Below are 24,336 nucleotides of genomic sequence, written 5' to 3'. Positions count from 1 at the left end.
GTGGGCCGCACCGTCCGGTGCACCGCCAACAGGAGCCCCCGGCCCCCCGGACGGCTCCGACCGAGCCGCCCGACCCGGTGGCTCCGCAGACCGGAGAACCCGATGGACATCACCACACAGAAACCCGCCGCGCCCCCCGCGCCCGGACCGGCCGCGCCCGAGGACAAGGGCGCCGCACGCGGTGCCACCCGCCCCGGTGACCGGATATTCCTCGGGCTCTCCCGCGGATCCGGCATCTTCGTCCTGGTCCTCATGGCCGCCATCGCGACCTTCCTCACCTACCGCGCCTCGCTGGCCATCAGCAAGGACGAGGCCAACTTCTTCACGTCCTTCGAGTGGAACCCCAGCGGCATCCCGCCGGAGTTCGGCATCGCGGTCCTGGCCTTCGGCACCGTCGTGTCGTCGATCATCGCCATGGTCATCGCCGTCCCGATCTCGGTCGGCATCGCCCTGTTCATCACGCACTACGCCCCCCGCCGCCTCGGCGGTCCCATCTCGTACGTGATCGACCTGCTCGCCGCCGTCCCGTCCATCGTCTACGGCCTGTGGGGCGCCCTCGTCCTGGTGCCGCACATGGAGGGCCTCTACGGCTGGCTCGACGACTACCTCGGCTGGACCGGCCTCTTCGCGTGGGAGGGCGGCCCCGCGCGCTCGCTGCTCACCGTCGGCATCCTGCTCGCCCTGATGATCCTGCCGATCATCACCAACGTCAGCCGCGAGGTCTTCCGCCAGGTCCCGCGGATGCACGAGGAGGCGGCCCTGGCCCTCGGCGCCACGCGCTGGGAGGTCATCCGTATGTCGGTGCTGCCCTTCGGCCGCTCCGGTGTCATCTCCGCCTCGATGCTGGGCCTCGGGCGCGCGCTCGGCGAGACGATGGCCGTGGCCATGGTGCTCTCGCCGTCCTTCGAGATCAGCGCCAGCCTGCTCGACCCGGGCGGCGGCACCTTCGCCCAGAACATCGCCAGCAAGTTCAACGAGGCCACCGTGATGGGCCAGGACGCGCTGATCGCCTCCGGCATGGTGCTCTTCGTCATCACCCTGCTGGTCAACGGCGCGGCCCGCCTGATCATCGCCCGCCGCAAGGAGTACTCGGGGGCCAACGCATGAGCCACGCAACCCTTTCCCCCCGGCGCAGCTCGCTGCGCGGCGCGACCCTGCCCAAGTGGTTCGCCTGGGCGGTCGCCGCCGGCTCCCTCGTCCTGGGCTACGCCATCAGCACCGCGGCCGGCCTGAACAGCGACATCCAGTGGGCGCTGATCGCCGCGGTCCTCTTCGTCGTCGGCTCCTACGCCATCTCCGCGAAGATCGAGGGCGGTCGCCAGGCCAAGGACCGCACCGCGACCAGCCTGGTGTGGGTCGCCTTCCTCCTGGCCCTGATCCCGCTGGCCTCCCTCCTCTGGGAGACGGCCGAGCGCGGCGTGAAGGTCTTCGACGGCTACTTCCTCACCCACTCGATGGGCGTGGTCGCCGACGCCGAGCCCGGCGGCGGCATCTACCACGCCATCCTCGGCACCCTGGAGCAGGTCGGCCTCGCCACCCTGGTCTCCGTGCCGATCGGTGTGCTCACCGCGATCTACCTGGTCGAGTACGGGCGCGGCAAGCTCGCCAAGGCCGTCACCTTCTTCGTCGACGTCATGACGGGCATCCCGTCGATCGTCGCGGGTCTGTTCATCCTGAGCCTGTGGGTCCTCATCCTGAAGATGGGCCCGTCCGGCTTCGCCGGTTCGCTGGCCCTGTCGATCCTGATGATCCCGGTGGTCGTCCGCTCCACCGAGGAGATGCTCAAGCTCGTCCCGAACGAGCTGCGCGAGGCGTCCCTGGCGCTCGGCGTGCCGAAGTGGCGCACGATCCTGAAGGTGGTCCTGCCGACGTCGATCGGCGGCATCATCACGGGCGTGATGCTCGCGATCGCCCGTATCACCGGTGAGACGGCCCCCGTGCTGCTGCTGGTCTGGGGCACGGACTTCATCAACGCCAACCCGTTCCAGGACCCGCAGGAATCACTGCCGATGTACATCTACCTGCAGTGGGCCAACAGCGGTGGATCCGGCGCGGCGTTCGACCGTGCCTGGGCGGCGGCCCTGACGCTCATCGCGTTCATCATGATCCTCAACCTCGTGGCCCGCGGCATCGCCCGCTGGAAGGCACCACGGTGACATCGATGCGGCTCCGCCGCGTGGCCGGTCGCTGAGACCTCCCCGACCCGAAAGAAGAAGTGATCACCATGGCCAAGCGCATCGACGTCAGCGGCCTCAACGCCTACTACGGCTCCTTCCTGGCCATCGAGGACATCTCGATGACCGTCGAACCCCGTTCCGTGACGGCCTTCATCGGCCCCTCCGGCTGTGGCAAGTCCACCTTCCTGCGCACGCTCAACCGCATGCACGAGGTGACGCCCGGCGGCCGGGTCGACGGCAAGGTCATGCTCGACGACGAGAACCTGTACGGCGCCGGCATCGACCCGGTGGCGGTACGGCGTGAGGTCGGCATGGTCTTCCAGCGCCCGAACCCGTTCCCCACGATGTCGGTGTACGACAACGTGGCGGCGGGTCTGCGCCTGAACGGCAAGTACAAGAAGTCCCAGCTGGACGACGTCGTCGAGAAGTCCCTCAGGGGCGCCAACCTCTGGAACGAGGTCAAGGACCGTCTGAACAAGCCGGGCTCGGGCCTCTCCGGTGGTCAGCAGCAGCGCCTGTGCATCGCCCGCGCCATCGCGGTCGAGCCGAACGTCCTGCTGATGGACGAGCCCTGCTCCGCCCTGGACCCGATCTCCACCCTCGCCATCGAGGACCTGATCGGCGAGCTGAAGGAGCGCTTCACGATCGTCATCGTGACGCACAACATGCAGCAGGCGGCGCGCGTCTCGGACCGCACGGCCTTCTTCAACCTGGCGGCCGTCGGCCGGCCCGGCAAGCTGATCGAGATCGACGACACGGAGCGCATCTTCTCCAACCCGTCGGTCCAGGCCACGGAGGACTACATCTCCGGCCGCTTCGGCTAGGGGGTGCCGTTTGGATCAGGCCGGCTTCGGGCGACGGCGCCTCACAGCCGAGCCGGGCGGGGTCCGGTGCGTGCGACTGCAAGGCGGAGGAGGGAGTCGACGCGGGGCGTCGAGGACCGACGACAACGCCGCGGAGGTGCGTGCCGGACCCCGCGACCCCGGCAAGATCCAAACGACATCTCCCAGACCGCCGAACTCCTCGCGGTGCTGCATGGCGGTGCCACCGCGAGGCACAGAAGGGCCCGCCCCCGACTCCCGGGGGCGGGCCCTTCCACGTACGTACCCGCGTGACTGCGAGTGTCCCTGCTGCGCGACAACTCCCCGCCCAGCACCGACGCCGAGCACCCGACCGGCTACAGCACAGCCAGATTCACCAGCCCGTACGACAACGCGGCCACCGCGGCCGCCGCCGGCATGGTGATGAACCACCCGAGGACGATGTTCTTGGCCACCCCCCACCGCACGGCGTTGACCCGCTTGGTGGCCCCCACACCCATGATCGCCGAAGTGATCACATGCGTGGTGGAGATCGGCGCGTGAAACAGGAACGCGGACCCGAACATGATCGACGCGCCCGTCGTCTCGGCGGCGAACCCCTGCGGCGGATCCAGCTCGATGATCTTCCGTCCCAACGTCCGCATGATCCGCCACCCACCGGCGTACGTCCCCGCGGACAGCATCAGCGCACAAGCGATCTTCACCCACACCGGGATCGGATCGCCGTACTCCTCGACATCCGCGATGACCAGCGCCATCACCACGATGCCCATCGTCTTCTGCGCGTCCTGCAGACCGTGCCCCAGCGCCATACCGGCCGCGGACACCGTCTGCGCGATACGGAAGCCCCGCTTCGCCTTGTGCGGATTGGACCGCCGGAACATCCACATGATCGCGGTCATCACCAGATAACCGGCGAGCAGACCGATCACCGGCGACACGAACATCGGGATGACGATCTTGTCGACCACCCCGTGCCAGTACACCGTCGTCCCCCCGGCCAGCGCCGCCCCCACCATGCCCCCGAACAACGCGTGGGACGACGACGACGGCAGCCCGAAGTACCAGGTGACCAGGTTCCAGACGATCGCCCCGACCAGCGCGGCGAAGAGGATCCCCATCCCCTTGGAGCCTTCGGGTGTCTGGATGACACCCTCGCTGACGGTCTTGGCGACCCCGGAGCCCATGAACGCACCGGCGAGGTTCATCACGGCCGCCATCGCCAGCGCCGCCCGAGGCGTCAGTGCCCGCGTCGACACGGACGTGGCGATCGCGTTCGCCGAGTCGTGGAAGCCGTTGGTGTAGGTGAAGAAGAGCGCGACGCCGATGGTCACGACCAGAGCCAAGGTGTCCATGAAGGGCTCAGGACTCCTTGACGGCGATGGTCTCCACCGTGTTCGCCACGTGCTCGAAGGCGTCGGCCGCCTCCTCCAGTACGTCCACGATCTGCTTGAGCTTCAGCACCTCGATCGCGTCGTACTTGCCGTTGAAGAGGTGGGCCAGCAGCTTGCGGTGGATCTGGTCGGCCTGGTTCTCCAGCCGGTTGACCTCGATCCAGTACTCGGTGAGGTTCTCCATGGTGCGCAGATGCGGCATGGCCTCCGCGGTCAGCTCCGCCGCCCGCGCCAGGACCTCGATCTGCTGCTCGACACCCTTGGGCAGTTCCTCGACCTTGTAGAGGACGACCAGGTCGACGGCCTCCTCCATGAAGTCCATGATGTCGTCGAGGCACGAGGCGAGGGAGTAGATGTCCTCGCGGTCGAACGGCGTGATGAACGAGGAGTTCAACTGGTGGAAGATCGCATGCGTGGCGTCGTCACCTGCGTGTTCCGCGGCCCGCATACGCTCTGCGATCTCGGCCCGGGCGGAGGGGTCCGCCCCGAGCAGTTCCATCAGGAGTTTCGAGCCCGTGACGATGTTGTCCGCGGACGCGGCGAACATGTCGTAGAAGCTCGTCTCCCTGGGGGTCAGACGAAAGCGCACGTGGGGTCCTCGGTGAGCATCGGTTTCGGTCAGGCTGATGCTAGGCGCATCATCCGGCCACGACTAACGGGCCGCCCACCAGTGTCGCCCATCGGGCAGAGTGATGAGTACGGGGGCGGTCCGAGGTCCGTTTCCGGCCGCAGCGCATGGCACCGGCCAAGAGGCCTATACCCAGCAGAGTTCGCTACCATATACCTACCAGGGGTATATGTCGCCCGTCAGTGCACCAGGAGGACGCGATGACGACCACCGAGACCGGCGCGAACGCGCCCTCCTCCCCGGACGCGGCGGACATCGTGACCGACCACGACCGCGGCGTCCACGGCTACCACAAGCAGAAGCAGGAACACCTCAAACGCCTGCGCCGCATCGAGGGCCAGATCCGCGGCCTGCAACGCATGGTCGACGAGGACGTCTACTGCATCGACATACTCACCCAGGTGTCCGCCTCCACCAAGGCGCTGCAGTCGTTCGCGCTGCAACTGCTGGAGGAGCACCTGCGCCACTGCGTCGCGGACGCGGCGGTCAAGGGCGGCGACGAGATCGACGCGAAGGTCAAGGAGGCGACGCAGGCCATCGCCCGCATGCTCCGGACCTGACCGGTCTCAGGGCCGGTCTCCCTGACCGGTCTCAGGGCCGGTCCGGCTCCCCCCGCGCCTCGGCCACCCTCAGCACCTCGTCGATGCTCTCCAGGCTGAGCCGTTCCTCGGCGTTGGAGGCAGCGATGATCAACTCCCCGCAGAGTTCGATCTCGGCGAGCGCCACGTGGTCCTGAACCGGAATCGTCCCACCGCCGAGCGGTGCCACGCGCCTCACCTCACCTCTGTCGTCACCGGCTTCCTAGAGTAGGGAGCGCCCTACGCACCGCGCATGGCACGGAAGGGCTAGTTCAGGCCGGTCACTCCCGACCTCACTCCTCGGCGATCCGGCCCGCGTAGATGTCCTCGCCCGCGGGAAGCCGTACGTCGGCCGGTACCCCGAAGTCGTACAGCAGCGTGGTCGAGGCGACCGCGACGGGCTCGTCCTGCCGGCCGTTGACGAAGCTGAACCGGTGCCGGAGCTTGCGGATCCGCCCCTCGTCGTCGAGGTAGGCGTCGAACGGCACCCGCGCGGTGGCGAACCCTTTCGCCGCCGCGCCCAGCGCCTCCCGGTTGGTGTCCGAGGCATCCCGCGAGGCCTGCCGCAGGTCGGCGGTCCCCCGGTAATGGCGCACCTTCGTCCCGGCGACCTCGGTCCGCCCCACGAACGTCGCCGACCACGTCCCGCGCAGCACTTCGGCGGCGGCGAACGGATCGGTGGCCCCTCCGGTGACGAGGTTCCCGTCGGACAGCGTCCCGGTGTCCACCCGCACCCACTTGTCGGCGGGCACTCCGGCCCCCCGGTTCTTCATGAACAGCGCCCCGGGAGCGAGCAGTTCGGTGATGGGCCGCCGTACGGTGTCCCCCGCCGGATCCTGCGGCAGCAGCACCTTCAGCCGCCCGAGCCGCTTGCGGTAGTCGTACACACCCTCGCCCCGGATGGTGACCCGGGTCCCGCCGGTGGCCATCTCCAGGGACGTGCGCGCCTTGGAACTGCCGGCGTCCACCAGCGCGTCGGCGGCCTGCCGCAGCACCCGCACCGGATCCCCGACGGGAGCCCCTTGGGTCATGGCATCGCTTCTCGCACAGCCCACGCCCCCGAGCCCCAGACAGCACACAACCCCGAACCCAGCCACCATGCCGCGCATCCGAGCCATGTCCGGTTAACGACCGGTAAGTGGCCCCGTCACGCCGACGGGCGGGGCGTTACCGTGGTCGACGTGCCGCACCAGGACGACGAGCCGACCCCCGCCCACCACTCCACGACCACCACCGAACAGGGCCCTTTCTGCACGGCCCACTGCACCTGCGGCTGGCGAGGCCCAGCCAGAAGAGCCAGAAGCCAGGCCAGAAAGGACGCCCGGAACCACACGGGGGAGTGACACCCTCCTCCCCCGAAACCGCGGGCGATCGTGCCTCCCCCAGTGCCTCAAGAGCCTGGAAGGTACCCCCAGGGCGGCACGGGTGGGCGGTGGGAGCGCCTCCCGCTCGAGCGCAGCCGAGAGTGGGGGAGGCACCCCGCGAACGCCGGGCCGCGCGAACACCCCCGCCCAGCAGAAGCGGTGGGCGCTCAGGCCGCCAGGTCCCGCTCCTCGGCCCCGGCCGGCCCGCTCCGCGTGCTCCCCGGAGCAACCCGCCCCCGCTCGGCCCGCCCCCGCGCGGAGACCAGCCATCCACCCCGCGGCGACCGCTCGACCGCCCGCATCAGCGGCGTCAGCAGCGCCATGGCGAGCGGCGACAGCAGCAACGCGACAGCCGTACCGAGCGCGAGCCCGCCCACGACGTCCGTCGGGTAGTGCACACCCATGTAGACCCGGATGAACCCGCCCAGCAGCCCCAGCACCAGGCCGATGATCCCGAGCCGCCGGTTGGCCAGGAACAGGCCCACCGCCAGCGCCATGCAGAGCGTCGCGTGGTCGCTGACGAACGAGTAGTCGTTCTTGCCGTCGACCAGGACCTCGAGCCCCTCATGGTCCAGGAAGGGCCGACGCCGCTCCACGAACCCGCGTATCGGCACGTTCACCAGGACCGCGACGCCCGCCGCGAGCGGGGCCCACACCAGGGCCGCCACGGTCGGGGCCGCGTCCTCGCCACCCCGTCGCCTGACGCCCCACCAGCACCACACCAGCAGCGCCAGCAAGGCGAACAACAGGCCGAACTCACCCACGAACTCCATGAGGTGGTCGAACCACGGTGGTGCGGCCTTCGCCAGGCCATTGATGTCGTAGAGCAGGTCGACGTCGGGGTTCGACCCGGATTCGGCGAGTCCAGCCATGGTGCTGCGGCCCCTTCGTCATGTCTCCCGGCGCACAGTTCGCACGCCGCTCCTGCCACCCCCGTGGTTCGTAGATCCGCTCGTCCGCTCGGCTACGACAACAGGAACGCACGGTCCCCGTTGATACGTTCCACACTCCACCGAATGATCACGCAGACGTTATCGAAGAGAGATGCGTCTCCGCAGTTCAGGGGGAGGGTTAACGCTCCGCTCACACCGTGGTGGGGAGCGCTTTCGCGCCATCCTCGGTGACACGGGTGGCACCAAAGTAGTCAGGCGTGTCGATCGGGTCGAATCGGATCACGGCCCCGGTTCGGGGCGCGTCGATCATGTACCCGCCGCCGACATAAATACCCACATGCCGGATGGCCCGGGAATTGGTGAGGTCGTCCGAGAAGAACACCAGATCGCCCGGCAGCAGTTCGTCCCGCCCGGGGTGCGGCCCCGCGTTGTACTGGTCGTTGGCCACCCGAGGCAGTGTGATCCCCACGCTCTCGTACGCCGCCTTGGTCAGCCCCGAGCAGTCGAACCGTCCGCCCTGCTCAGGCGTGCCGTTACCGCCCCACAGGTACAACGTGCCGAGCTTCTTCTGCGCGTACGCGATGGCCCCGGCGGCCTGCTCCGTCGGATCGACCCGCCCCACCGGCGCGGCGAAGCTCTCCTCCAGTGACCGGATCCTCTTGACGTAGTTCTGCGTCTCCGTGATCGCGGGCACACCACCCGACTCGATGACCCGGTATGCACCGGCGTTGTAGGCGGCGAGCATGTTGTTCGTTACGTCCCCGGGTACGTCCTTCACGTACTTCGCGAGTTCGCAGTCGTACGACGCGGCCGATGGAATCGCGTCATTCGGGTCCCAGATGTCACGGTCGCCGTCGCCGTCGCCGTCGATGCCGTGGGCGGCCCAGGTGCCGGGGATGAACTGGGCGATGCCCCGTGCGTCCGCGTGACTGACGACGTCCGGGTCCCACCCGCTCTCCTGATAGAGCTGCGCGGCGAGCAACGCCGGGTTGATGGCCGGGCAGTGGTTGCCCCACTTCTGGACGAGCGCCTGGTAGGCGGCGGGCACCGACCCCTTGGCGAGTGCCTTGCCCGCGCCGCCCACACCGTTGACGAGGTTGCCGGCGACGACGTAGACACCGACGACGAGCAGCATGACGAAGCTCAGCCCCAACCCGATGGCGGCGCCACCGGCCACCCATACCTTTCGCACGCTCCAACTCTCCCCTACCGCAGCCCGGTCCATGGGTCATTTACCAGCCTGAAGAGCGTCCGTGTGAGCTACTTCGCGACAAATCCGCGGCAGTCGATGCTGGCGTACTGCTTCGGCCCCTGGACGTGGAGGAAGAGCACGGTCCAGTTGCCGGGGTCGTTCTCGACCGGGATGGCGTCCGCGTACTTCTTGCCGTCCATGACCTCCTGGAAGTCGTCCGGGTACGTCAGCCACACCCACGGAGCGGATGCCTCGTTGCGAAGGCCCTCGTAGAGGTCGACCGGCTTGCTGGTGTAACCGAGGCTCACGTTCTCGAACCGTGCGCCCTCGATCGGCCGGCCCGTGTCCGCATCGATCTCGTGCGGCGGCTTGACGGCGACCGACACGTAGTACGACGCCCCGTCCTCCGGGACGACGTTCCCCAGACGAATCCCGATCCGCCCCTTGCCGGAGGTGTACAGCGCGTCGGACTCCGCGTCGGAGACGGAAGCCTGGAAGTACTGGTTGCGTTCCTCCGGGGGCAGCTGACACCTCCCCCGGCCGTCCTGCGAACCGGCGTCCGGCGTCCAGTAGTCACGGTTCGGATTCGTCGCCTGCACGTAGGCCGGCGGCTGGGCCTCCGGCTGCTCGCTGCCCTGCGTGGTGGGGGCCTTCGACGTGGCACCGGGGCGCGCGGCTCCGGCCGTCTCCTTGCCGTCCACGTCCGCGTCGCCCTCGCCCCGGCCGGGCAGCAGGAAGAACGCCGCCGTCACCGCTCCGACCACGAGCCCCGCCGTCACGGCGATGAGCCAGGGCGCGGGACGGCGCCGCGCCGGTGGGGCCGGAGGACTCACCTGCGTGGGTGTGTACCCGGGCGCGTGCGTGGACGCGGACGTCGGCAGGTCGTGCAGCCCCGTCGCCGGCGGATGTACCGGCGGCGGTGAAACGGCCACCGGCGCCGCCGCCGGCAGCGCCTCGGCCAAGCCGGCCAGTCCCGCGTAGAAGGGGTCCTCGACGAGGGCCGCCAGCACGCGGCACCGCGCGATCACCTCGGCGAGCTGCGGACGCGCCACCGGGTCCTTGGCCACACAGTGCTGGATCAGGCCGGCCAGTTCGGGCTCCACACCGGCGAGCTCGATCGGTTCGTGCACCGCGCGATAGCTGACCGTGGCCGGTTCACCGGATCCGAACGGGGGCCTGCCCGTCGCCGCGTACGCGATCGTCGCCCCGAGCGCGAACACGTCCGCGGCGGGCCCGACCTCATTGCGCATCAGCACCTCGGGCGCGGTGAAGCCGGGCGTGCCCGGGGCGGATCCCGCCTCGGTGAGTGCCGTCTGCCCCACTCCCCGCGCAATGCCGAAGTCGATGAGCTGCGGCCCTTGAGCGGCGAGGAGCACGTTCTGCGGCTTGAGGTCCCGGTGCGTGACCCCTTGCTCGTGCACCGCCGCGAGCCCTTCCGCGAGTGCCGCGAACAGTCGCCGGCAGGTTTCGGCCGGCATCGGCCCACGCGCCCCCACGGCCTTGCTCAGCGTCGGACCCGACACGTACTCGGTCGCCAGCCAGTGAGGGGCCGAGTCCAGTGACGCGTCGATCAGGTTCGCGGTGTACGCGCTCCGGACCAGGCGCACGGTCTCCACCTCGCGCCTGAAACGCGCGAGTGCCTCGGGGTGATCGGTGATCTCGTCCCGGATCACCTTGATCGCCACCAGCCGGCCGCCGGGCGACCGCCCGAGGTAGACCTGCCCCATCCCGCCCGCACCCAGGCGGGCCAGCAGCGTGTACGCGCCTATCCGCGCGGGGTCCTGAGTTCTCAGTGCGTCCACGTCGACCGACCTTGCCACACGAATCGGTTGATGTGGGCCGCCCTTTGGATCACGGACCGCCCCAACCACACTCCGCCCACAGGACCTTCCCGCCCGATGATCCCCTCTCACCGCCCAGCAGCGACGCACCCCAGGCGTCGGCACACGCCCGTACGAGCGCCAGCCCCCGTCCGCCCTCCGAGGCCGCGTGCGGCATGGCGCCGTGGACGAAACCGGCGCCGAGACCGGACGGGATGGTCGAGTCCTCGTCCCACACACCGAGCCGGAGCCGGCCTGATTCCAGCGGACGGATGTGCAGCGCGTACGGACCGCCGGTGTGCAGATGCGCGTTGGTCAGCAGCTCCGAGGCGAGCAGCTCGGCCGTGGGGGCGAGTTCGCCGAGTTCGTAGACGGCCAGGACGGAGCGCAGGGTGGAGCGGGTGATCCCCGGTGAGCGTGGATCGCGCGAGAGGTGCAGGGTGTACGACCAGGGCGGGGATACGGTGGACATGGAAGTCTCCGACCAGTGAGGTCAGTTGGGTGAGTGCGAACAGTTGCCCAGTGGCATGCCGACCCGTCGATCGGTGCGCTTCTGAGCGGGGCACCCGCAACTAAGTTAGCCGGGTCCGTAAAAGTCTTTACACGATCCTCGTTAAAACCCACATACTGCACTCGTCTGAATGACATGCACGGCAAGGAGGCGGACCAGCCCGTGCGAAGCAACCCGACGGGTCGTCAGCTCCGCTTGGGCGCCGAACTGCGCAAACTCCGGGAGCGCGCGGGCCTGACGGCCGTCGAGGCCGGTCAACTCCTCGGCGTCAAGCCGAACCAGATCAGCAACATGGAGGCGGGACGAGCGGGCGTGAGTCCCGAGCGCGTCCGCGTCATGGCCTGTCACTACGACTGCGCCGACAAGACCCTCGTCGAGGCCGTCGCCGGGATGACGGGCGAGCGCAGGCGCGGCTGGTGGGAGGAGTACCGCGACCTCCTGCCGCCCGCGCTGCTCGATCTGGCCGAGCTCGAACACCACGCCACCCACCTGTGCAGCTCTGTGACCGTCCACATCCCTGGGCTGCTACAGACCAACGATCACGCTCGGTCGCTGTTCCGCCAGGTCGTGCCCGAACTCGCACCGCCGGACATCGAGCACCGCGTCTCGTTCCGCATCAAGCGCCAGACCGTGATCTACCGGGACTCCCCGACGCCGTACCTGGCACTCATTCACGAAGCCGCCCTGCGCATGCAGTTCGGTGGGCCCGCCGTCGCCGGCGCGCAACTGCGGCACCTGATGGACATGAGCGAGCGCGATCACATCACCATCAGGGTGATCCCGTTCGCCGCCGGAGGCTTCCCGGGGTCGGGGCAGTCGATCTTCTACTCACGCGGGCCCGTGCCCCAGCTCGACACGGTCCACCTCGATCAGTCGCACGGCCCCACCTTCCTCGATGCCGAGGCCCAGCTCGACAAGTACCGCGCCGTCCTGGACCGGGTGGAATCCCGAGCCCTCGCCCCCGAGAAGTCGCGAGACCTCATCCACACCATCGCCCAAGACCTCTGAAGGAATCCGAGATGGCCCAGCTCACCTGGCAGAAGTCGACCCACTGCGGCGAGGGCGACTCCTGCGTGCACGTAGCCACAACCCCGCAGACGGTCCACATAGCCGAGTCCGCCGACCCCGGCGGAGCCGTACTCACCACCAGCCGTGACGCATTCCACTTGCTCCTCCTCGCCCTCAAGAAGGAGTCCCACTTCATTGCTCGGCGTCACTCTGCGTGATACACAGAGTAACGATACGACTTCTCACCCGCCGGAGCGCGCCTCTCCCGCAGTCCGGCGCGCGCCGGTGGCAAGCTATTCGTACGAAACCCGCCAACGGATGACGCCAAGTCGACATGCGACAGCGTCATCGTCGGCGACAATAAGGCCTGACCTCTGCACCACCGCAGGGGACGCGGAACTACCCATACAGGGGCGGTGACTTACATGTTCTTCGCGGCCGACGAGGGAGACATCAACACCATTATCGGCGGGATCGCTCCGGATTGGGGCCCCTTCGGCAGCCTGGGCAACGAGGCCAAGATCATGATCGAGGTGGTCATGGCGGTCGCCATCCTGCTCTGCCTGGGCATCGCCATCTGGGGGGCCGCCAAACAGCGCATCGGCGCCACCGCGTTGAGGGACACGTTCAGCGCCGAACAGGGCAAGGGCCTCATCATCGCGGGGCTCACGGGCGTCTTCATCATCGGCTCGCTCGGCACGCTGTTCACCATCGTGTACGGAATGGCCGTGTAACCCCGCCCCATCGCTCCCGACCGGGCACGCCCGGCCACCCCCTCCATCCCACCCGCCCGTCGCGCCCACCGGCTGAGGTTGCGTTTCCCTGATGTCCAGTCACCACACCGCGCCCGCGCGGGGACCAGCACGGCTACCGTCGTACATGGAGTACACGGAGTACGAGGTGTTTCCGCACGACGCTGAGGGGGCGTACGCGGCATGAGTCTCGGAGACGACACAGGTCAGACCCGCACCCGCCTGCCGGAAAGGGGCGGCGATCCGTACGGCGGCGCGCGCAGAGGCGGCCGTTCGTCGTCGCGCAGCCTGGTGACGGTGGTCGGCGTGGTGGTCCTCCTGATCGCGGCGATCGCCTTCGCGAACCGTGGAGGCGGCGATTCCGCCGCGGAGGAGGGCGACGCGGGCGACTCCCCCAAGTCGGCGGCGACGGCCCCTTCGGGCAAGAAGCCGGTGGACGCGAAGGCGGCCGGCATCCCGTCGGGCTTCGCCCACGACCGGCAGGGGGCGGAGAGCGCGGCGGCGAACTACTCGGTGGTGTTGGGCTCCGCCGAGATGTTCAACACGGACCGACGACGCGAGATCGTCACCACCGTCTACGCCCCTGATGCCGCCGCAGCCCGACAGGCGGACCTGGATCAGGCCTACTCGAACGCGGAGTTCCTGGCCAACATCGGTCTCGACAAGAACGGCCAAGCACCCGCTGGACAGACTTTCGTCTCTCGGGTGGTCCCCGTAGGCACCAAGGTAACGGCGTCCAGTGCGAGCGACGCCTCCATCGAGGTCTGGTACACGTCGCTGTTCGGTTTGTCCGGCGAGGACTCGACCAACCCGGTGACCGAGAGCTGGTACACCACCACGTACCAGCTGAAGTGGATCGACAACGACTGGAAGGTCACCGACTTCCAGCAGAAGGACGGACCAGTCCCGGTCGGGCGCGACCAGAAAGCCTCCACCGCCGACGACATGACGAAGGCTGTCGAGGAGTACGGAGGGTTCACGTATGCGCGCTAACCACCGCTTCCTCAAGTTCACGGCCGCCGTCGCCGCTGTGCAGACCACGGCGGTGCTGTTCGCCGCGCGAGCCGCCGCCGCCCCGACTCCGACCCCGACTCCGACGGACAGCAGCGATCCCTGCGACCTCATCCGCGGCCCCGCCAAGGACTACTGCGAACGAGGCAAAAGCGGTGCCTCGACCGACGGCTCCTCCACCCTCAACGACCCCACCACCACCCTCGACCCCCTCGCGTCCCTCGCCCAGGGCTGCGCCGACGCCGCCTCCTGGACCGTCGACAAGCTCAGCGACGCCGTGCAGGAGACGGCGAACGTCGACTTCACGAATCCGCAGTTCCTGAAGCAATACGCGATCGTTTTCGCCGCGTCGACGATCCTGACACTCCTCCTCTGGCTGCTCGCGGTCGCCAAGCGCGCGGTACGCGGTGTGCCGTTCACGACGGCCATGTCCGAGGCCATCGGGTTCCTGTGGCTGACGGTGCTCGCATCGGCGTTCACACCGCTGATCCTCTACACCGTCGTCTCGGCGACCGACGGCGTCTCCGACGTGCTGGCGAAGTCGACCGGGAACCAGACGGACACGTTCTTCGGGACGTTCTCCGGGGCCCTGTCCAAGGGGAACGACATCGGCGGCGGCCCGATCATGCTGATCCTGGTCTCGCTGGTGTCGATCCTCGCGGCGGGCATCCTCTATCTGGAGCTGTATCTGCGGGCGGTGCTCCTGTACGTCGGTGCCCTGCTCGGTGTCGTCGTGTACGCGGGGCTGGTGGACAAGAACCTGTGGGGTCACGTCCGCCGCTGGGCGGGTGTGATGATCGCAGTGATCCTGGTGAAGCCAGTGATCGTCATCGTGCTCGGCCTCGCCGGCGCGCTGGCGGCGGACGAAGGTCCGGACTCGCTCGCCGCGATCGTGTCGGGCCTCGCCATCATCCTGCTGGCCATCTTCGCCAGCGCGATGATCTACCGCTTCGTCCCCGGCTTCGGCGACGAGATCGCCAACTCCCGCAACAACCGCCTCATGCAGGGCGCCGAAGGCAAGGCCGCCGCCGTCATGAGCTCCCCGGCGACCCTGGTCGCGCAGGGCATCAAGACCCACAGCACCCGCGCCGACAACAACGGCGGCGGATCCGCGCCCCGCCCCTCCAACCCCGCCTCCGGCGGAGTCGCCGCGCACAGCTCGCGCCCGTCGAACAGCGGCGGATCCGCCGCCCCCGCGCCCCGCTCGAGCAGCCCGGTGAACACCCCCCACGCCAGCAACACCCGCAACAGCAGCACCAACAGCACGGGAGGTGAAGGGCGTTGACGACCGAGTCCCACTTGTCCCATCCGGTCACGCCCCGCCGTACGTATCTGATCGGCCGCGCCCGGCCGAACGCGATCGTCGGCCGTAATCGCGAGACCGGTGAGATCGCGCTGATCGTCGTGGGCGCGTTCCTCGGCATGATGTGCGGGCTGCTCGTCCCCGTCCTGTCCGTGCGGATCGTGCTGCTCGCGGGCCTGCCGATGCTGGCGCTGGCCGCGGTGTACGTGCCGTACAAGCACCGCACCTTCTACAAATGGTTCGAGATCAACCGCAGCTACAAGCGCACCGTGCGCCGCGGCACCACCTACCGCTCCGGTGCCGCCGAGGCCGGCACCCGCCTCGACGGGCGTGAGGTGGAGATCGGGCCGCCGCCCGGGATCGGCAGGATCACCTGGCTCGCCGCGCCGTTCGGGCCGGACGAGATCGCCGTACTGCTGCACGCGGACCGCAAGACCGTCACCGCCGCCATCGAGATCGAGGGCCCGGGCGTCGGCCTGCGCGACTCCGAGGACCAGGAAGCCCTCGTCGACCGCTTCGGCACGCTCCTGAAGCACGTCGCCAACGGCGACGGCTTCGTGACCCGCATCCAGATGCTCGCCCGCACCCTGCCCGCCGACCCCGACGCCCACGCCAAGGACGTCACCGTCCGCGGGGACGACAAGTCGCCGCCGTGGCTGCAGCAGTCGTACGAGCAGCTCCAGTCGATGGTGTCGACCAGCAGCGAGCAGCACCGCGCCTACCTCGTCGCCTGCATGCACTACACGCGCGAACTGGCCGCCGAGGCCAACACCATGGCGCGTGCGATGCGCAGCCAGGGCGGCCGCAAGGTGGACCGGGACGCGGGGCTCGCCGTCGTCATGGCCCGCGAGCTGACCGACATCTGCTCCCGGCTCCAGGAGGCCGACATCCGCGTACGGCAGCCGCTCGGCCAGAGCAGGCTGTCCTCGCTGATCCACGGCATGTACGACCCGGACCACCCGATCGACCACATCCAGGCGATGTCGCAGCGCAACGCCTGGCCGGCCGAGCTGGACGCCATGGAGCCCACCTACCTCCAGGCCAAGACCCGCGAGTCCGTCACCCGCGCCCCCTGGTGCCACGCCACGGCCTGGGTGAAGGAGTGGCCGATGACCCCGGTGGGCGTCAACTTCCTGGCCCCGCTGCTCGTCCACACCCCGGACGTGATCCGCACGGTCGCCGTCACCATGGACCTCGAACCCACCGAGGTCGCCATCGAGCGGATGCTGACCGAGAAGACCAACGACGTGGCGGAGGCGTCCCGCGCCGCCAAGATGAACCGCACCGTCGACCCGCGCGACATGGCCGCGCACAGCCGCCTGGACCAGCGCGGCGAGGACCTCGCCAGCGGCGCGGCCGGCGTCAACCTGGTCGGCTACATCACCGTCTCCTCCCGCAACCCCGAGGCCCTGGCCCGCGACAAGCGGACCATACGGGCGTCGGCCGGAAAGTCGTACCTGAAGCTGGAGTGGTGCGACCGCGAGCACCACCGCGCGTTCGTGAACACACTCCCGTTCGCCACCGGCATTCGAAGGTAGGGGCTGAGCCGATATGCGGGATCCGCTGTCCGTCGTCACCGACGCCTTCACGTCCTTCCTGTTCGGGAAGGTCGAGACGACACGACTGCCGGTGCGCACGTCCACCGGCCAGGCGCAGGCGGTCTACCTCCCGACCGCCGCCCCCGGCCTCGGCGACTCCGGCGTCATCATCGGCCGCGAGGTCTACTCCGGCAAGGGCTACATCTACGACCCCTTCCAGCTCTACGGCCAGCAGCTGCCCGCCCCGCACTGGCTGGTCCTCGGCGAGTCCGGCAACGGCAAGTCGGCCCTGGAGAAGACGTACGTCCTGCGCCAGCTGCGCTTCCGCGACCGCCAGGTCGTCGTCCTGGACGCCCAGGGCGAGGACGGCGCCGGTGAATGGAACCTCATCGCGCGGGAACTGGACATAACGCCGATCCGCCTGGACCCGATGGCCGCGCTCGACCAGGGCATCCGGCTCAACCCGCTGGACCCGTCGATCACGACCACCGGGCAGCTCGCCCTGCTCCGGACCATCATCGAGGTGGCGATGGGGCACGGCCTGGACGAACGTTCCGGCTTCGCCCTCAAGGTCGCGCACGCCTACGTCAACGAGACGATCGTCGAACGCCAGCCGGTCCTCTCCGACATCGTCGAGCAGCTGCGCCACCCGGAACCGGAGTCGGCGGAGGCGATGAACGTCGCCATAGACGACGTACGGGCGTGGGGCCTGGACGTCGCCCTGGTGCTGGACCGCCTGGTCGACGGTGACCTGCGCGGCATGTTCGACGGCCCGACGACCGTCGGCATCGACCTCGACGCGCCGCTCATCGTCTTCGACCTGTCCCACATCGACCGCAACTCCATCGCCATGCCGATCCTCATGGCGATCGTCGGTGTGTGGCTGGAGCACACCTGGATCCGCCCCGACCGGAAGAAGCGCATCTTCCTGGTCGAGGAGGCCTGGCACATCATCAACAGCCCCTTCGTGGCCCAGCTGTTCCAGCGGCTGCTGAAGTTCGGCCGACGGCTCGGTCTGTCGTTCGTCGCGGTCGTCCACCATCTGTCCGACGTGGTGGACGGGGCGGCGGCGAAGGAGGCGGCGGCCATCCTGAAGATGGCGTCGACCCGGACCATCTACGCCCAGAAGGCGGACGAGGCGAGGGCGACCGGCCGGGTGCTGGGCCTGCCCAGGTGGGCGGTGGAGATCATTCCGACGCTGACGCCGGGTATCGCGGTGTGGGACGTCAACGGCAACGTCCAGGTGGTCAAACACCTGGTCACCGAGACCGAACGCCCGCTGGTCTTCACCGACCGCGCGATGACCGAATCCTCCGCCGACTTCTCCGACGACGCCCTGCGCGCCGCCGAACTGGAGGCGGAGGAACGGGCGGCGGCCTTCGTGGAGCAGCACGTCGGCGACTCCGAATCGACGGTGGCGTAGGGGGAGGACGCGTGAGACCGCACGATCACCGTGAGCACGACCGGGCCGGCGGCCAGGGCGGCGGCATCCCCGACGGGCTGCTGATCGGCATCCTCGCGTTCCTCCTCGGCATGACCACGATGGTGTGGACGGCCGCGGGTCTCGCGGGCCTCTTCGCCCACGGCCACTGGCCGTCCGGCGTCACCTTCACCCGCACCCCGGTGGCCCTGCGCCACCTCGTCGCCGATCCGCAGAACCTCCCCGGCGCCTGGCCGGACACCCCGGAGTCCGCCCTCTCGGGGTACGGCCTCTTCTGGGGCCTGTTCATCGGCCAGCTGATGGTCCTGACCGTCCTGGCGGTGTTCGTGCTGGGCACGGTGGCCCGCTGGAGAGCGGGACGGGTACGACGCCGTGAGGAGCGGGCGGCGGCGGGGGTACCGAAGCCACAGCCCGAGCGGCGACTCGAACGGCAGCCGGAACCGGAACCGAAGCAGCCGCACGAGGTACCGACACCGAGAACACCGGAGAAGGAAGCTCCGGCGCGGGAAGAACCCGTGCCCGCGCTCGCGGCCAACGGTGAACGGGCGAGCGGATGGGAAGCACCCCGCGCCGAAGGCACGGGGCTCCACTACGGCCCCCCGGCCACCCGCCACTCCACCGCGGCCCAGGCCGTACGCGACGCGGAGGGCCCCGTCCTCGTCCTCACCTCCAACCCCACCCTCTGGCACGAGACCAAGGACGCCCGCGCCAAACTGGGCCCCACCCACCTCTACGACCCCACCCACCTCTGCGACACCCCGGCCCGCCTCCACTGGTCCCCCACGGCCGGCTGCGAGGACAAGCAGACCGCCATCGCCCGCGCGGCAGCGCTCCTCGCCCCCGTCCGCCCCACCTCCCGCCTCGACCAGGCGGTCAGCGACACCGCGGAGATCCTGCTCCGCAGCTACGTGCACGCCGCCGCCGTCGACGGCCGTACGATCCGCCACGTCCACCGCTGGTCCCAGGGCCTGCAGATCCACGACGCCGTACGCATCCTCCGTACGAGCCCCAAGGCCGCCCCCGGCGCAGCCGGCGAGCTCGAGGCGGCCCTCACCGCGCACCCCGAGCGCCGGGACATGGCCCAGCAGCTGACCACCCGCGCCCTGGCCACGCTCTCCACGGTCAACGTCCGCGAGGCCTGCACTCCCAACCGAACCGATGCCCTCGCCTTGGATTCCTTCGTCCACGAAGGGGGCACGCTTTACGTTGTGGGTGAATCCATCGAGGACCCCCGCACCAGCCCGGGCGCGATGCCCCTGCTGACGGCCCTCGCCTCACACGTGGTCGAGCACGGCCGGCGCATGGCCGAACGGTCATCCTCCGGTCGGCTCGACCCACCACTCACCCTCGTCCTGGACGACGTGGCGGCCGTGGCCCCGCTCCCCCAGCTCCCCGAGCTGCTCGGCACCGGCGTGGACCGCGGCATGCCCACCCTGGCGCTGCTCCGCTCCCGCGAACAGGGCAGGGCCCGCTGGCCCCACGACGAACTACCGGTGTAGACGCCTCAGCGCTCGAGGACCATCTCCAGCTCCCGCTCCTCAGGCCTGTCCGCCGGCGGCACGGTCACCCCGCTCTCCACGAACCCGGCCTTGCGGTAGAAACCCAGCGCCCGCGCGTTCTCCGGGTGCACGATGAGCCGCACACGCTCCGCCCCGCACTCCCATGCCCACTCCACCGCGGCATCGAACAGCGCCTTCGTCAGCCCGCTCCCCCGATGCCCTGGAGCCACGTACACCCCCACCAGATGCCCCTGCCGCCGCTCGACGGGGGAACCGGCCCAGTCCGTCGTCCCGGCCTCCTCGATCAGCACGGCGACGTTGCCGACCCAGCGCCCGTCCGCCGTCTCGGCGATGAACTGCCGCGCGCCGTTCGCCGTGCGCTCCCGCCAGAACGAGTCGGGCCGGGCCACCGCCTCCTCGTAGGTGTCCAGATAGGCGAGACGCGCGACCGGATCCCGCAGCGCGGTGAGCCGCAGCTCCTTCGCCGCCTTCCACTCCTCCGCGCGCACCGGCCGGATCACACACTCCTCGAAGGACATGGCACTCATGGCCGCCACCGTAGTACCGGGGTACCACCGCCCTCACCCGGAATACGGCCCGCGGTCCGACGCCAGCCGCCCCCGCGCGGACGAGCATCGAAGCATGATTACGGCACAGGACCTCACCAAGCGCTACGGCGACCGGACCGTCGTCACCGACCTGTCCTTCACCGTCCGCCCCGGCACCGTCACCGGCTTCCTCGGCCCGAACGGCGCCGGCAAGTCCACCACCATGCGGATGATCCTCGGCCTGGACGCCCCCACCCGCGGCCACGCCACCGTCGGCGACCGCTCCTACGCCGCCCACCCCGCACCCCTCACCGAGGTCGGCGCCCTGCTGGAGGCCCGCTCCGTCCACCCCGGCCGCACCGCCCACCACCACCTGCGCGCCCTCGCCCTCACCCACGGCATCCCGAAGAGCCGCGTCGAGCACGTCCTGGACCTCACCGGCCTGACCGACGTGGCGAACCGCCGGGTCAAGGGCTTCTCCCTCGGAATGAGCCAGCGCCTCGGCATCGCCGCCGCGCTCCTCGGCGACCCGGCCACGGTCATCCTCGACGAGCCGGTCAACGGCCTCGATCCCGAGGGCGTCCGGTGGATCCGCAACCTCCTCAAGTCCCTGGCCGCCGAGGGCCGTACGGTCCTGGTCTCCTCCCACCTGATGAGCGAGACGGCCCTCACCGCCGACCACCTGGTCATCATCGGCCGCGGCCGGCTCCTCGCCGACACCACGGTCACCGACTTCGTACGCCACTCGGGCACGGGCACCGTCAAGGTCGTCACCCCGGACGCCGTCGGTCTCGTACGCCATCTCACCGCGCCCGGCACCACCGTCACCACCGACGCCCCCGGCAGCCTCACCGTGCACGGCGCCGACGCCGAACACATCGGCCGCACGGCCGCCGCCCACGGCATCCCCCTCTTCGAACTCACCCCGAACACCGCCTCCCTGGAGGAGGCGTTCATGGCCCTCACCCACGACGCGGTCGAGTACCCCGCCGCCCTGGAAGGAGCAGCCGCATGACCACCGCCACCACCGGCCGGCCCCACCGGGTGACCCCGGCCCGCGTCCTGCGTTCCGAATGGCACAAGCTGTGGACGCTCCGCTCCACCTGGGTCAACCTCGTCGCCACCAGCGTCCTCACCCTCGCCATGGGCGTCGGCATCAGCGCCGCCTACGACGGCACCGGCGAGGGCGGCCTCGACACGGTCGTCTTCGTCCTCCTCGGCACCCAGTTCGCCACCGTCACCCTGGCCGTCCTGGGCATCCTCGCCACCGCCGGCGAGTACTCCACCGGCCAGATCCGCGCCACGATGACCGCCGTACCGCGCCGCCTGCCCGTCCTGTGGTCCAAGGCCGCCGTCCTGGCCGCCGTCGCCTTCCCCCTGTGTCTGCTGACCAACCTGCTCGCCTTCCCCCTGGCCCAGGCCTTCCTCGCCGGCACCGACCAGTCCGCCGCCCTCGGCGACCCCGGCGTCCTGCGCGGCCTCACCGGCAACGCGGCGGCCCTCACCCTCCTCGCCGTGACGGCCCTCGGCTTCGGCGCCGTGACCCGTTCGATCCCCCTCGCCACCGGCGCGTACATCGGCCTCCTCATGATCGTGCCGGAAGTCCTGACGATGCTCCCGTACGCCGTCGTCGACGACGCCGTCGACCACTTCCCCGCCCAGGCCCTGCAGTCCCTCACCGCCGCCGACAGCGCTTCCCCGGGCACGGCCCTGCTCGCCCTCGTCCTGTGGGCGGCGGCCTCCCTCGCCGTGGCCGCGGCCTCCCTGCGCCACCGGGACGTCTGACGCCGTGCCACCCACCGTGTTCCCCCCGGCGGACGCACCCACGACCATGGACGTCGTGACGAACGACCAGGAGGCTCCGACGACAGGAGTACGGACGACGGAACCCCTCACCCAGCACCTGCAACGCGTCAACCAGCGGGTGCGCGCCTTCGACCGGCGCCACCCGCTGCTGTGGGACCTGCACTTCACCGGCTTCTGGGTGATGGCCGCGCTCATCGACTACGCGGGTGACGGCTGGCGCAACGTCACCCACAACCCGGACACCCCCGGCCCTCTCCTCCTCGCCCTGAGCCTCGGCCTGTCCGTCCCCCTCCTGCGGCGCCGCACCCATCCCGCACCGGTCCTGCTCGCCATGACCCCGTTCGCCCTGGTCAACGCCTGGTCCGGCGCCACACTCCAGGCGGCACTCCTCCAGCTCGTCGTCATTTACCACATCACCCTGCGCCTCCCCCTGCGCAATCTGTGGTGGGCCCCGGCCCTGGTGCTCACGCCCGTGGTGATCTCCACGGCCCGCTACGGCGAGGGCGAATGGAGCCAGCAGATCGGCTCCCAGCTGACGTCCGTCCTCGTGGTCGTCCTCATCGGCATCACGGTCCGCACCCGGCAGAACTACACCGAGGCCCTGGAGGACCGTGCCCGCCGCCTGGAGATCGAACGCGACCAGCAGGCCCAGCTGGCGGCCGCCGCCGAACGTGCCCGCATCGCCCGCGAGATGCACGACATCATCGGCCACAACCTCTCCGTCATCACGGGCCTCGCCGACGGCGGCAGGTACGCGGCCGGCAAGTCCCCGGAACGCGCCGCCCAGGCCCTGGACGCCATCGCCACCACCAGCCGCCAGGCCCTCGGCGAGCTACGCCGCCTCCTGGACGTCCTGAGGGACGAGGGGACAGCGGCCCACCCTGCGGAGCTGGCCCCCCAGCCCGCCCTCACCGACCTGGACCGGCTCATCGACGGCGTCCGCAACGCGGGCCTGCCCGTCCGCGCCGACATCGAGGGCCGGGCCGCCCTCCCCCCGGGCCGCCAGCTCACCGTCTACCGTGTGATCCAGGAAGCCCTCACCAACACCCTCAAGCACGCCGGCCCCGACGCGGCCTCCGAGATCTCCATCATCTACGGCGACAAGGGCGCCGTCACGGTCACCGTCACCGACACGGGAACCCCGACGACGACCACCCCCGCGGACGGCCGCGGCCTCCCCGGCATGCGTGAACGAACCGCCCTGTACGGCGGCACACTTGAGGCCGGCCCACGCCCGCACCCCGAGCAGGGCTGGCGCGTCCGTCTGCACCTTCCGGAGGAATCCCCGCAGTGACCACCGTCCTCATCGCCGACGACCAGCCCCTCCAGCGCTTCGGCTTCCGCATGCTCCTGGAGAGCCAGGACGACCTCACCGTCCTGGGCGAGGCGGCGAACGGCACCGAAGCGGTCCGCATGACGGCGGAGCTGCACCCCGACGTGGTCCTGATGGACATCCGCATGCCCGGCCTGGACGGCATCGAGGCGACCCGCCGCATCGTCGCCACCGGCGACCGCACCCGCGTCCTCATCCTGACGACGTTCGACCTGGACGAGTACGCCTACGCCGGCCTCCGCGCGGGCGCCTCCGGCTTCCTCGTCAAGGACGCCCAGCCGGAGGAACTCCTCTCCGGCATCCGCTCCGTGGCGACCGGGGACGCGGTCGTCGCCCCCAGCCTGACCCGCCGCCTCCTCGACGCCTACGCCCAGCACCTGCCGACCGGCGACGGCACCGTGGCCGTTTCCCCCGACGACGCACGTCTGTCCGCCCTCACGGAGCGGGAACGCGAGATCCTCACGGTCATCGGAAAGGGCTGGACGAACACCGAGATCGCCGCCCGACTCCACCTGGCCGAGTCCACGGTGAAAACCCACGTGGGCCGGATACTCGCGAAGACCGGCTCACGGGACCGCATCCAGGCGGTGATCCTGGCGTACGACACGAAACTGGTGGAACCGTCCTGAAACGCAGAAAGCCCCCGTGCCGGTGGCACGGGGGCTTTCTCCAAGAATTGTTCGGCGGCGTCCTACTCTCCCACAGGGTCCCCCCTGCAG

The 24,336-nt window shown here is 69.8% G+C and carries 25 protein-coding genes; 16 read left to right on the top strand and 9 right to left on the bottom strand.

The features are described from left to right. The first annotated feature begins 102 nt into the window (after positions 1-102). The 3 genes from pstC to pstB all read left to right on the top strand — a co-directional run bounded on the left by pstC (position 103) and on the right by pstB (position 3,001). On the top strand, positions 103-1,107 hold the full coding sequence (pstC, locus tag ACH4VX_RS28445; RefSeq protein ID WP_398371268.1) for a phosphate ABC transporter permease subunit PstC: 1,005 nt from the start codon (positions 103-105) through the stop codon (positions 1,105-1,107). Then, positions 1,104-2,156, top strand: coding sequence for a phosphate ABC transporter permease PstA (gene pstA, locus ACH4VX_RS28440; RefSeq protein WP_398371266.1), 1,053 nt, complete (start codon positions 1,104-1,106; stop codon positions 2,154-2,156). Before pstC ends, pstA begins: the two co-directional genes overlap by 4 nt. Positions 2,157-2,224: 68 nt before the next feature. Next, positions 2,225-3,001: a phosphate ABC transporter ATP-binding protein PstB gene (gene pstB / locus ACH4VX_RS28435; RefSeq protein ID WP_398371265.1), complete on the top strand. Its 777-nt coding sequence runs from the start codon at positions 2,225-2,227 to the stop codon at positions 2,999-3,001. Positions 3,002-3,354: 353 nt separating this feature from the next. Here the strand turns inward: pstB and pitH are convergent, their stop codons facing one another. Both pitH and ACH4VX_RS28425 read right to left on the bottom strand, forming a co-directional pair. Beyond that, positions 3,355-4,353 (bottom strand): low-affinity phosphate transporter PitH, encoded by a 999-nt coding sequence (gene pitH, locus ACH4VX_RS28430; protein WP_398371264.1) that lies wholly within the window; start codon positions 4,351-4,353, stop codon positions 3,355-3,357. A gap of 7 nt (positions 4,354-4,360) precedes the next feature. Further along, complete coding sequence (locus ACH4VX_RS28425; protein WP_398371262.1) at positions 4,361-4,981, bottom strand: DUF47 domain-containing protein; 621 nt, start codon at positions 4,979-4,981, stop codon at positions 4,361-4,363. Positions 4,982-5,220: 239 nt separating this feature from the next. Here ACH4VX_RS28425 and ACH4VX_RS28420 point away from each other — a divergent pair, with 239 nt between their 5' ends. Continuing rightward, entirely contained in the window at positions 5,221-5,580 is a 360-nt protein-coding gene (locus ACH4VX_RS28420; protein ID WP_398371261.1) for a metal-sensitive transcriptional regulator, read from the top strand. Between the two features lie 31 nt (positions 5,581-5,611). On the opposite strand, the gene ACH4VX_RS28415 is transcribed toward ACH4VX_RS28420, so the two are convergent. The 6 genes from ACH4VX_RS28415 to ACH4VX_RS28390 form a co-directional block, all read right to left on the bottom strand. After that, positions 5,612-5,797 (bottom strand): hypothetical protein, encoded by a 186-nt coding sequence (locus tag ACH4VX_RS28415; protein ID WP_398371259.1) that lies wholly within the window; start codon positions 5,795-5,797, stop codon positions 5,612-5,614. 94 nt (positions 5,798-5,891) lie between these two features. Further along, positions 5,892-6,698: a hypothetical protein gene (locus ACH4VX_RS28410; RefSeq protein WP_398371257.1), complete on the bottom strand. Its 807-nt coding sequence runs from the start codon at positions 6,696-6,698 to the stop codon at positions 5,892-5,894. A gap of 431 nt (positions 6,699-7,129) precedes the next feature. After that, positions 7,130-7,834 (bottom strand): phosphatase PAP2 family protein, encoded by a 705-nt coding sequence (locus tag ACH4VX_RS28405; RefSeq protein ID WP_398371255.1) that lies wholly within the window; start codon positions 7,832-7,834, stop codon positions 7,130-7,132. A gap of 211 nt (positions 7,835-8,045) precedes the next feature. Further along, on the bottom strand, positions 8,046-9,047 hold the full coding sequence (locus tag ACH4VX_RS28400; protein WP_398371254.1) for an NlpC/P60 family protein: 1,002 nt from the start codon (positions 9,045-9,047) through the stop codon (positions 8,046-8,048). 68 nt (positions 9,048-9,115) lie between these two features. Then, positions 9,116-10,849: a serine/threonine-protein kinase gene (locus ACH4VX_RS28395; protein ID WP_398371252.1), complete on the bottom strand. Its 1,734-nt coding sequence runs from the start codon at positions 10,847-10,849 to the stop codon at positions 9,116-9,118. Between the two features lie 49 nt (positions 10,850-10,898). Continuing rightward, a complete protein-coding gene (locus ACH4VX_RS28390; RefSeq protein ID WP_398371250.1) occupies positions 10,899-11,339 on the bottom strand; it encodes an ATP-binding protein in 441 nt (146 codons plus the stop codon). A gap of 201 nt (positions 11,340-11,540) precedes the next feature. On the opposite strand from ACH4VX_RS28390, the gene ACH4VX_RS28385 reads away from it, so the two are divergent. The 8 genes from ACH4VX_RS28385 (at position 11,541) to ACH4VX_RS28350 (ending at position 19,930) form a co-directional block, all read left to right on the top strand. Continuing rightward, on the top strand, positions 11,541-12,386 hold the full coding sequence (locus ACH4VX_RS28385; protein ID WP_398371248.1) for a helix-turn-helix domain-containing protein: 846 nt from the start codon (positions 11,541-11,543) through the stop codon (positions 12,384-12,386). Positions 12,387-12,397: 11 nt separating this feature from the next. Then, complete coding sequence (locus ACH4VX_RS28380; RefSeq protein ID WP_398371246.1) at positions 12,398-12,604, top strand: DUF397 domain-containing protein; 207 nt, start codon at positions 12,398-12,400, stop codon at positions 12,602-12,604. Between the two features lie 207 nt (positions 12,605-12,811). Next, positions 12,812-13,120, top strand: coding sequence for a hypothetical protein (locus ACH4VX_RS28375; RefSeq protein ID WP_004929725.1), 309 nt, complete (start codon positions 12,812-12,814; stop codon positions 13,118-13,120). Positions 13,121-13,321: 201 nt separating this feature from the next. Then, complete coding sequence (locus ACH4VX_RS28370; RefSeq protein ID WP_398371245.1) at positions 13,322-14,131, top strand: hypothetical protein; 810 nt, start codon at positions 13,322-13,324, stop codon at positions 14,129-14,131. Beyond that, entirely contained in the window at positions 14,121-15,434 is a 1,314-nt protein-coding gene (locus ACH4VX_RS28365) for a hypothetical protein (protein ID WP_398371244.1), read from the top strand. Before ACH4VX_RS28370 ends, ACH4VX_RS28365 begins: the two co-directional genes overlap by 11 nt. Continuing rightward, a complete protein-coding gene (locus ACH4VX_RS28360) occupies positions 15,431-16,990 on the top strand; it encodes an SCO6880 family protein (RefSeq protein WP_398371242.1) in 1,560 nt (519 codons plus the stop codon). The genes ACH4VX_RS28365 and ACH4VX_RS28360 overlap by 4 nt, the downstream gene beginning before the upstream one ends. 13 nt (positions 16,991-17,003) lie before the next feature. Continuing rightward, positions 17,004-18,413: an ATP-binding protein gene (locus ACH4VX_RS28355; protein WP_398371240.1), complete on the top strand. Its 1,410-nt coding sequence runs from the start codon at positions 17,004-17,006 to the stop codon at positions 18,411-18,413. A gap of 11 nt (positions 18,414-18,424) precedes the next feature. Beyond that, positions 18,425-19,930 (top strand): type VI secretion protein, encoded by a 1,506-nt coding sequence (locus tag ACH4VX_RS28350; protein WP_398371238.1) that lies wholly within the window; start codon positions 18,425-18,427, stop codon positions 19,928-19,930. Between the two features lie 5 nt (positions 19,931-19,935). Here the strand turns inward: ACH4VX_RS28350 and ACH4VX_RS28345 are convergent, their stop codons facing one another. Beyond that, positions 19,936-20,478 carry a GNAT family N-acetyltransferase gene (locus tag ACH4VX_RS28345; RefSeq protein WP_398371236.1) on the bottom strand — a complete coding sequence of 181 codons (543 nt, stop codon included), beginning with the start codon at positions 20,476-20,478 and terminating at the stop codon, positions 19,936-19,938. 94 nt (positions 20,479-20,572) lie between these two features. Here ACH4VX_RS28345 and ACH4VX_RS28340 point away from each other — a divergent pair, with 94 nt between their 5' ends. The 4 genes from ACH4VX_RS28340 to ACH4VX_RS28325 are packed head-to-tail and all read left to right on the top strand — an operon-like array spanning position 20,573 to position 24,246. Continuing rightward, positions 20,573-21,493: an ABC transporter ATP-binding protein gene (locus ACH4VX_RS28340; RefSeq protein ID WP_398371234.1), complete on the top strand. Its 921-nt coding sequence runs from the start codon at positions 20,573-20,575 to the stop codon at positions 21,491-21,493. After that, a complete protein-coding gene (locus ACH4VX_RS28335) occupies positions 21,490-22,263 on the top strand; it encodes an ABC transporter permease (protein ID WP_398371232.1) in 774 nt (257 codons plus the stop codon). Before ACH4VX_RS28340 ends, ACH4VX_RS28335 begins: the two co-directional genes overlap by 4 nt. 46 nt (positions 22,264-22,309) lie before the next feature. Further along, entirely contained in the window at positions 22,310-23,578 is a 1,269-nt protein-coding gene (locus ACH4VX_RS28330; protein ID WP_398371230.1) for a sensor histidine kinase, read from the top strand. Then, positions 23,575-24,246: a response regulator gene (locus tag ACH4VX_RS28325; RefSeq protein WP_398371228.1), complete on the top strand. Its 672-nt coding sequence runs from the start codon at positions 23,575-23,577 to the stop codon at positions 24,244-24,246. The genes ACH4VX_RS28330 and ACH4VX_RS28325 overlap by 4 nt, the downstream gene beginning before the upstream one ends. The last annotated feature ends 90 nt before the right edge of the window (positions 24,247-24,336 follow it).

Origin of the sequence: Streptomyces sp. NPDC020731 (assembly GCF_044334705.1) — a bacterium.
Lineage (GTDB): Bacteria > Actinomycetota > Actinomycetes > Streptomycetales > Streptomycetaceae > Streptomyces.
The sequence above is the reverse complement of the archived record's forward strand: the minus strand, read 5'-3'. Positions and strand labels throughout refer to the sequence as shown.

Bases quoted from the DNA above. Each gene is read 5' to 3' on its own strand.
- pstC (WP_398371268.1), top strand. From the start codon at position 103: ATGGACATCACCACACAGAAACCCGCCGCGCCCCCCGCGCCCGGACCG.
- ACH4VX_RS28370 (WP_398371245.1), top strand. From the start codon at position 13,322: ATGAGTCTCGGAGACGACACAGGTCAGACCCGCACCCGCCTGCCGGAA.
- ACH4VX_RS28405 (WP_398371255.1), bottom strand. From the start codon at position 7,834: ATGGCTGGACTCGCCGAATCCGGGTCGAACCCCGACGTCGACCTGCTC.
- ACH4VX_RS28375 (WP_004929725.1), top strand. From the start codon at position 12,812: ATGTTCTTCGCGGCCGACGAGGGAGACATCAACACCATTATCGGCGGG.
- ACH4VX_RS28330 (WP_398371230.1), top strand. From the start codon at position 22,310: ATGGACGTCGTGACGAACGACCAGGAGGCTCCGACGACAGGAGTACGG.
- ACH4VX_RS28345 (WP_398371236.1), bottom strand. From the start codon at position 20,478: ATGAGTGCCATGTCCTTCGAGGAGTGTGTGATCCGGCCGGTGCGCGCG.
- ACH4VX_RS28410 (WP_398371257.1), bottom strand. From the start codon at position 6,698: ATGGTGGCTGGGTTCGGGGTTGTGTGCTGTCTGGGGCTCGGGGGCGTG.
- ACH4VX_RS28390 (WP_398371250.1), bottom strand. From the start codon at position 11,339: ATGTCCACCGTATCCCCGCCCTGGTCGTACACCCTGCACCTCTCGCGC.
- ACH4VX_RS28340 (WP_398371234.1), top strand. From the start codon at position 20,573: ATGATTACGGCACAGGACCTCACCAAGCGCTACGGCGACCGGACCGTC.
- ACH4VX_RS28335 (WP_398371232.1), top strand. From the start codon at position 21,490: ATGACCACCGCCACCACCGGCCGGCCCCACCGGGTGACCCCGGCCCGC.
- pitH (WP_398371264.1), bottom strand. From the start codon at position 4,353: ATGGACACCTTGGCTCTGGTCGTGACCATCGGCGTCGCGCTCTTCTTC.
- ACH4VX_RS28420 (WP_398371261.1), top strand. From the start codon at position 5,221: ATGACGACCACCGAGACCGGCGCGAACGCGCCCTCCTCCCCGGACGCG.
- pstB (WP_398371265.1), top strand. From the start codon at position 2,225: ATGGCCAAGCGCATCGACGTCAGCGGCCTCAACGCCTACTACGGCTCC.
- ACH4VX_RS28365 (WP_398371244.1), top strand. From the start codon at position 14,121: ATGCGCGCTAACCACCGCTTCCTCAAGTTCACGGCCGCCGTCGCCGCT.
- ACH4VX_RS28355 (WP_398371240.1), top strand. From the start codon at position 17,004: ATGCGGGATCCGCTGTCCGTCGTCACCGACGCCTTCACGTCCTTCCTG.
- pstA (WP_398371266.1), top strand. From the start codon at position 1,104: ATGAGCCACGCAACCCTTTCCCCCCGGCGCAGCTCGCTGCGCGGCGCG.
- ACH4VX_RS28380 (WP_398371246.1), top strand. From the start codon at position 12,398: ATGGCCCAGCTCACCTGGCAGAAGTCGACCCACTGCGGCGAGGGCGAC.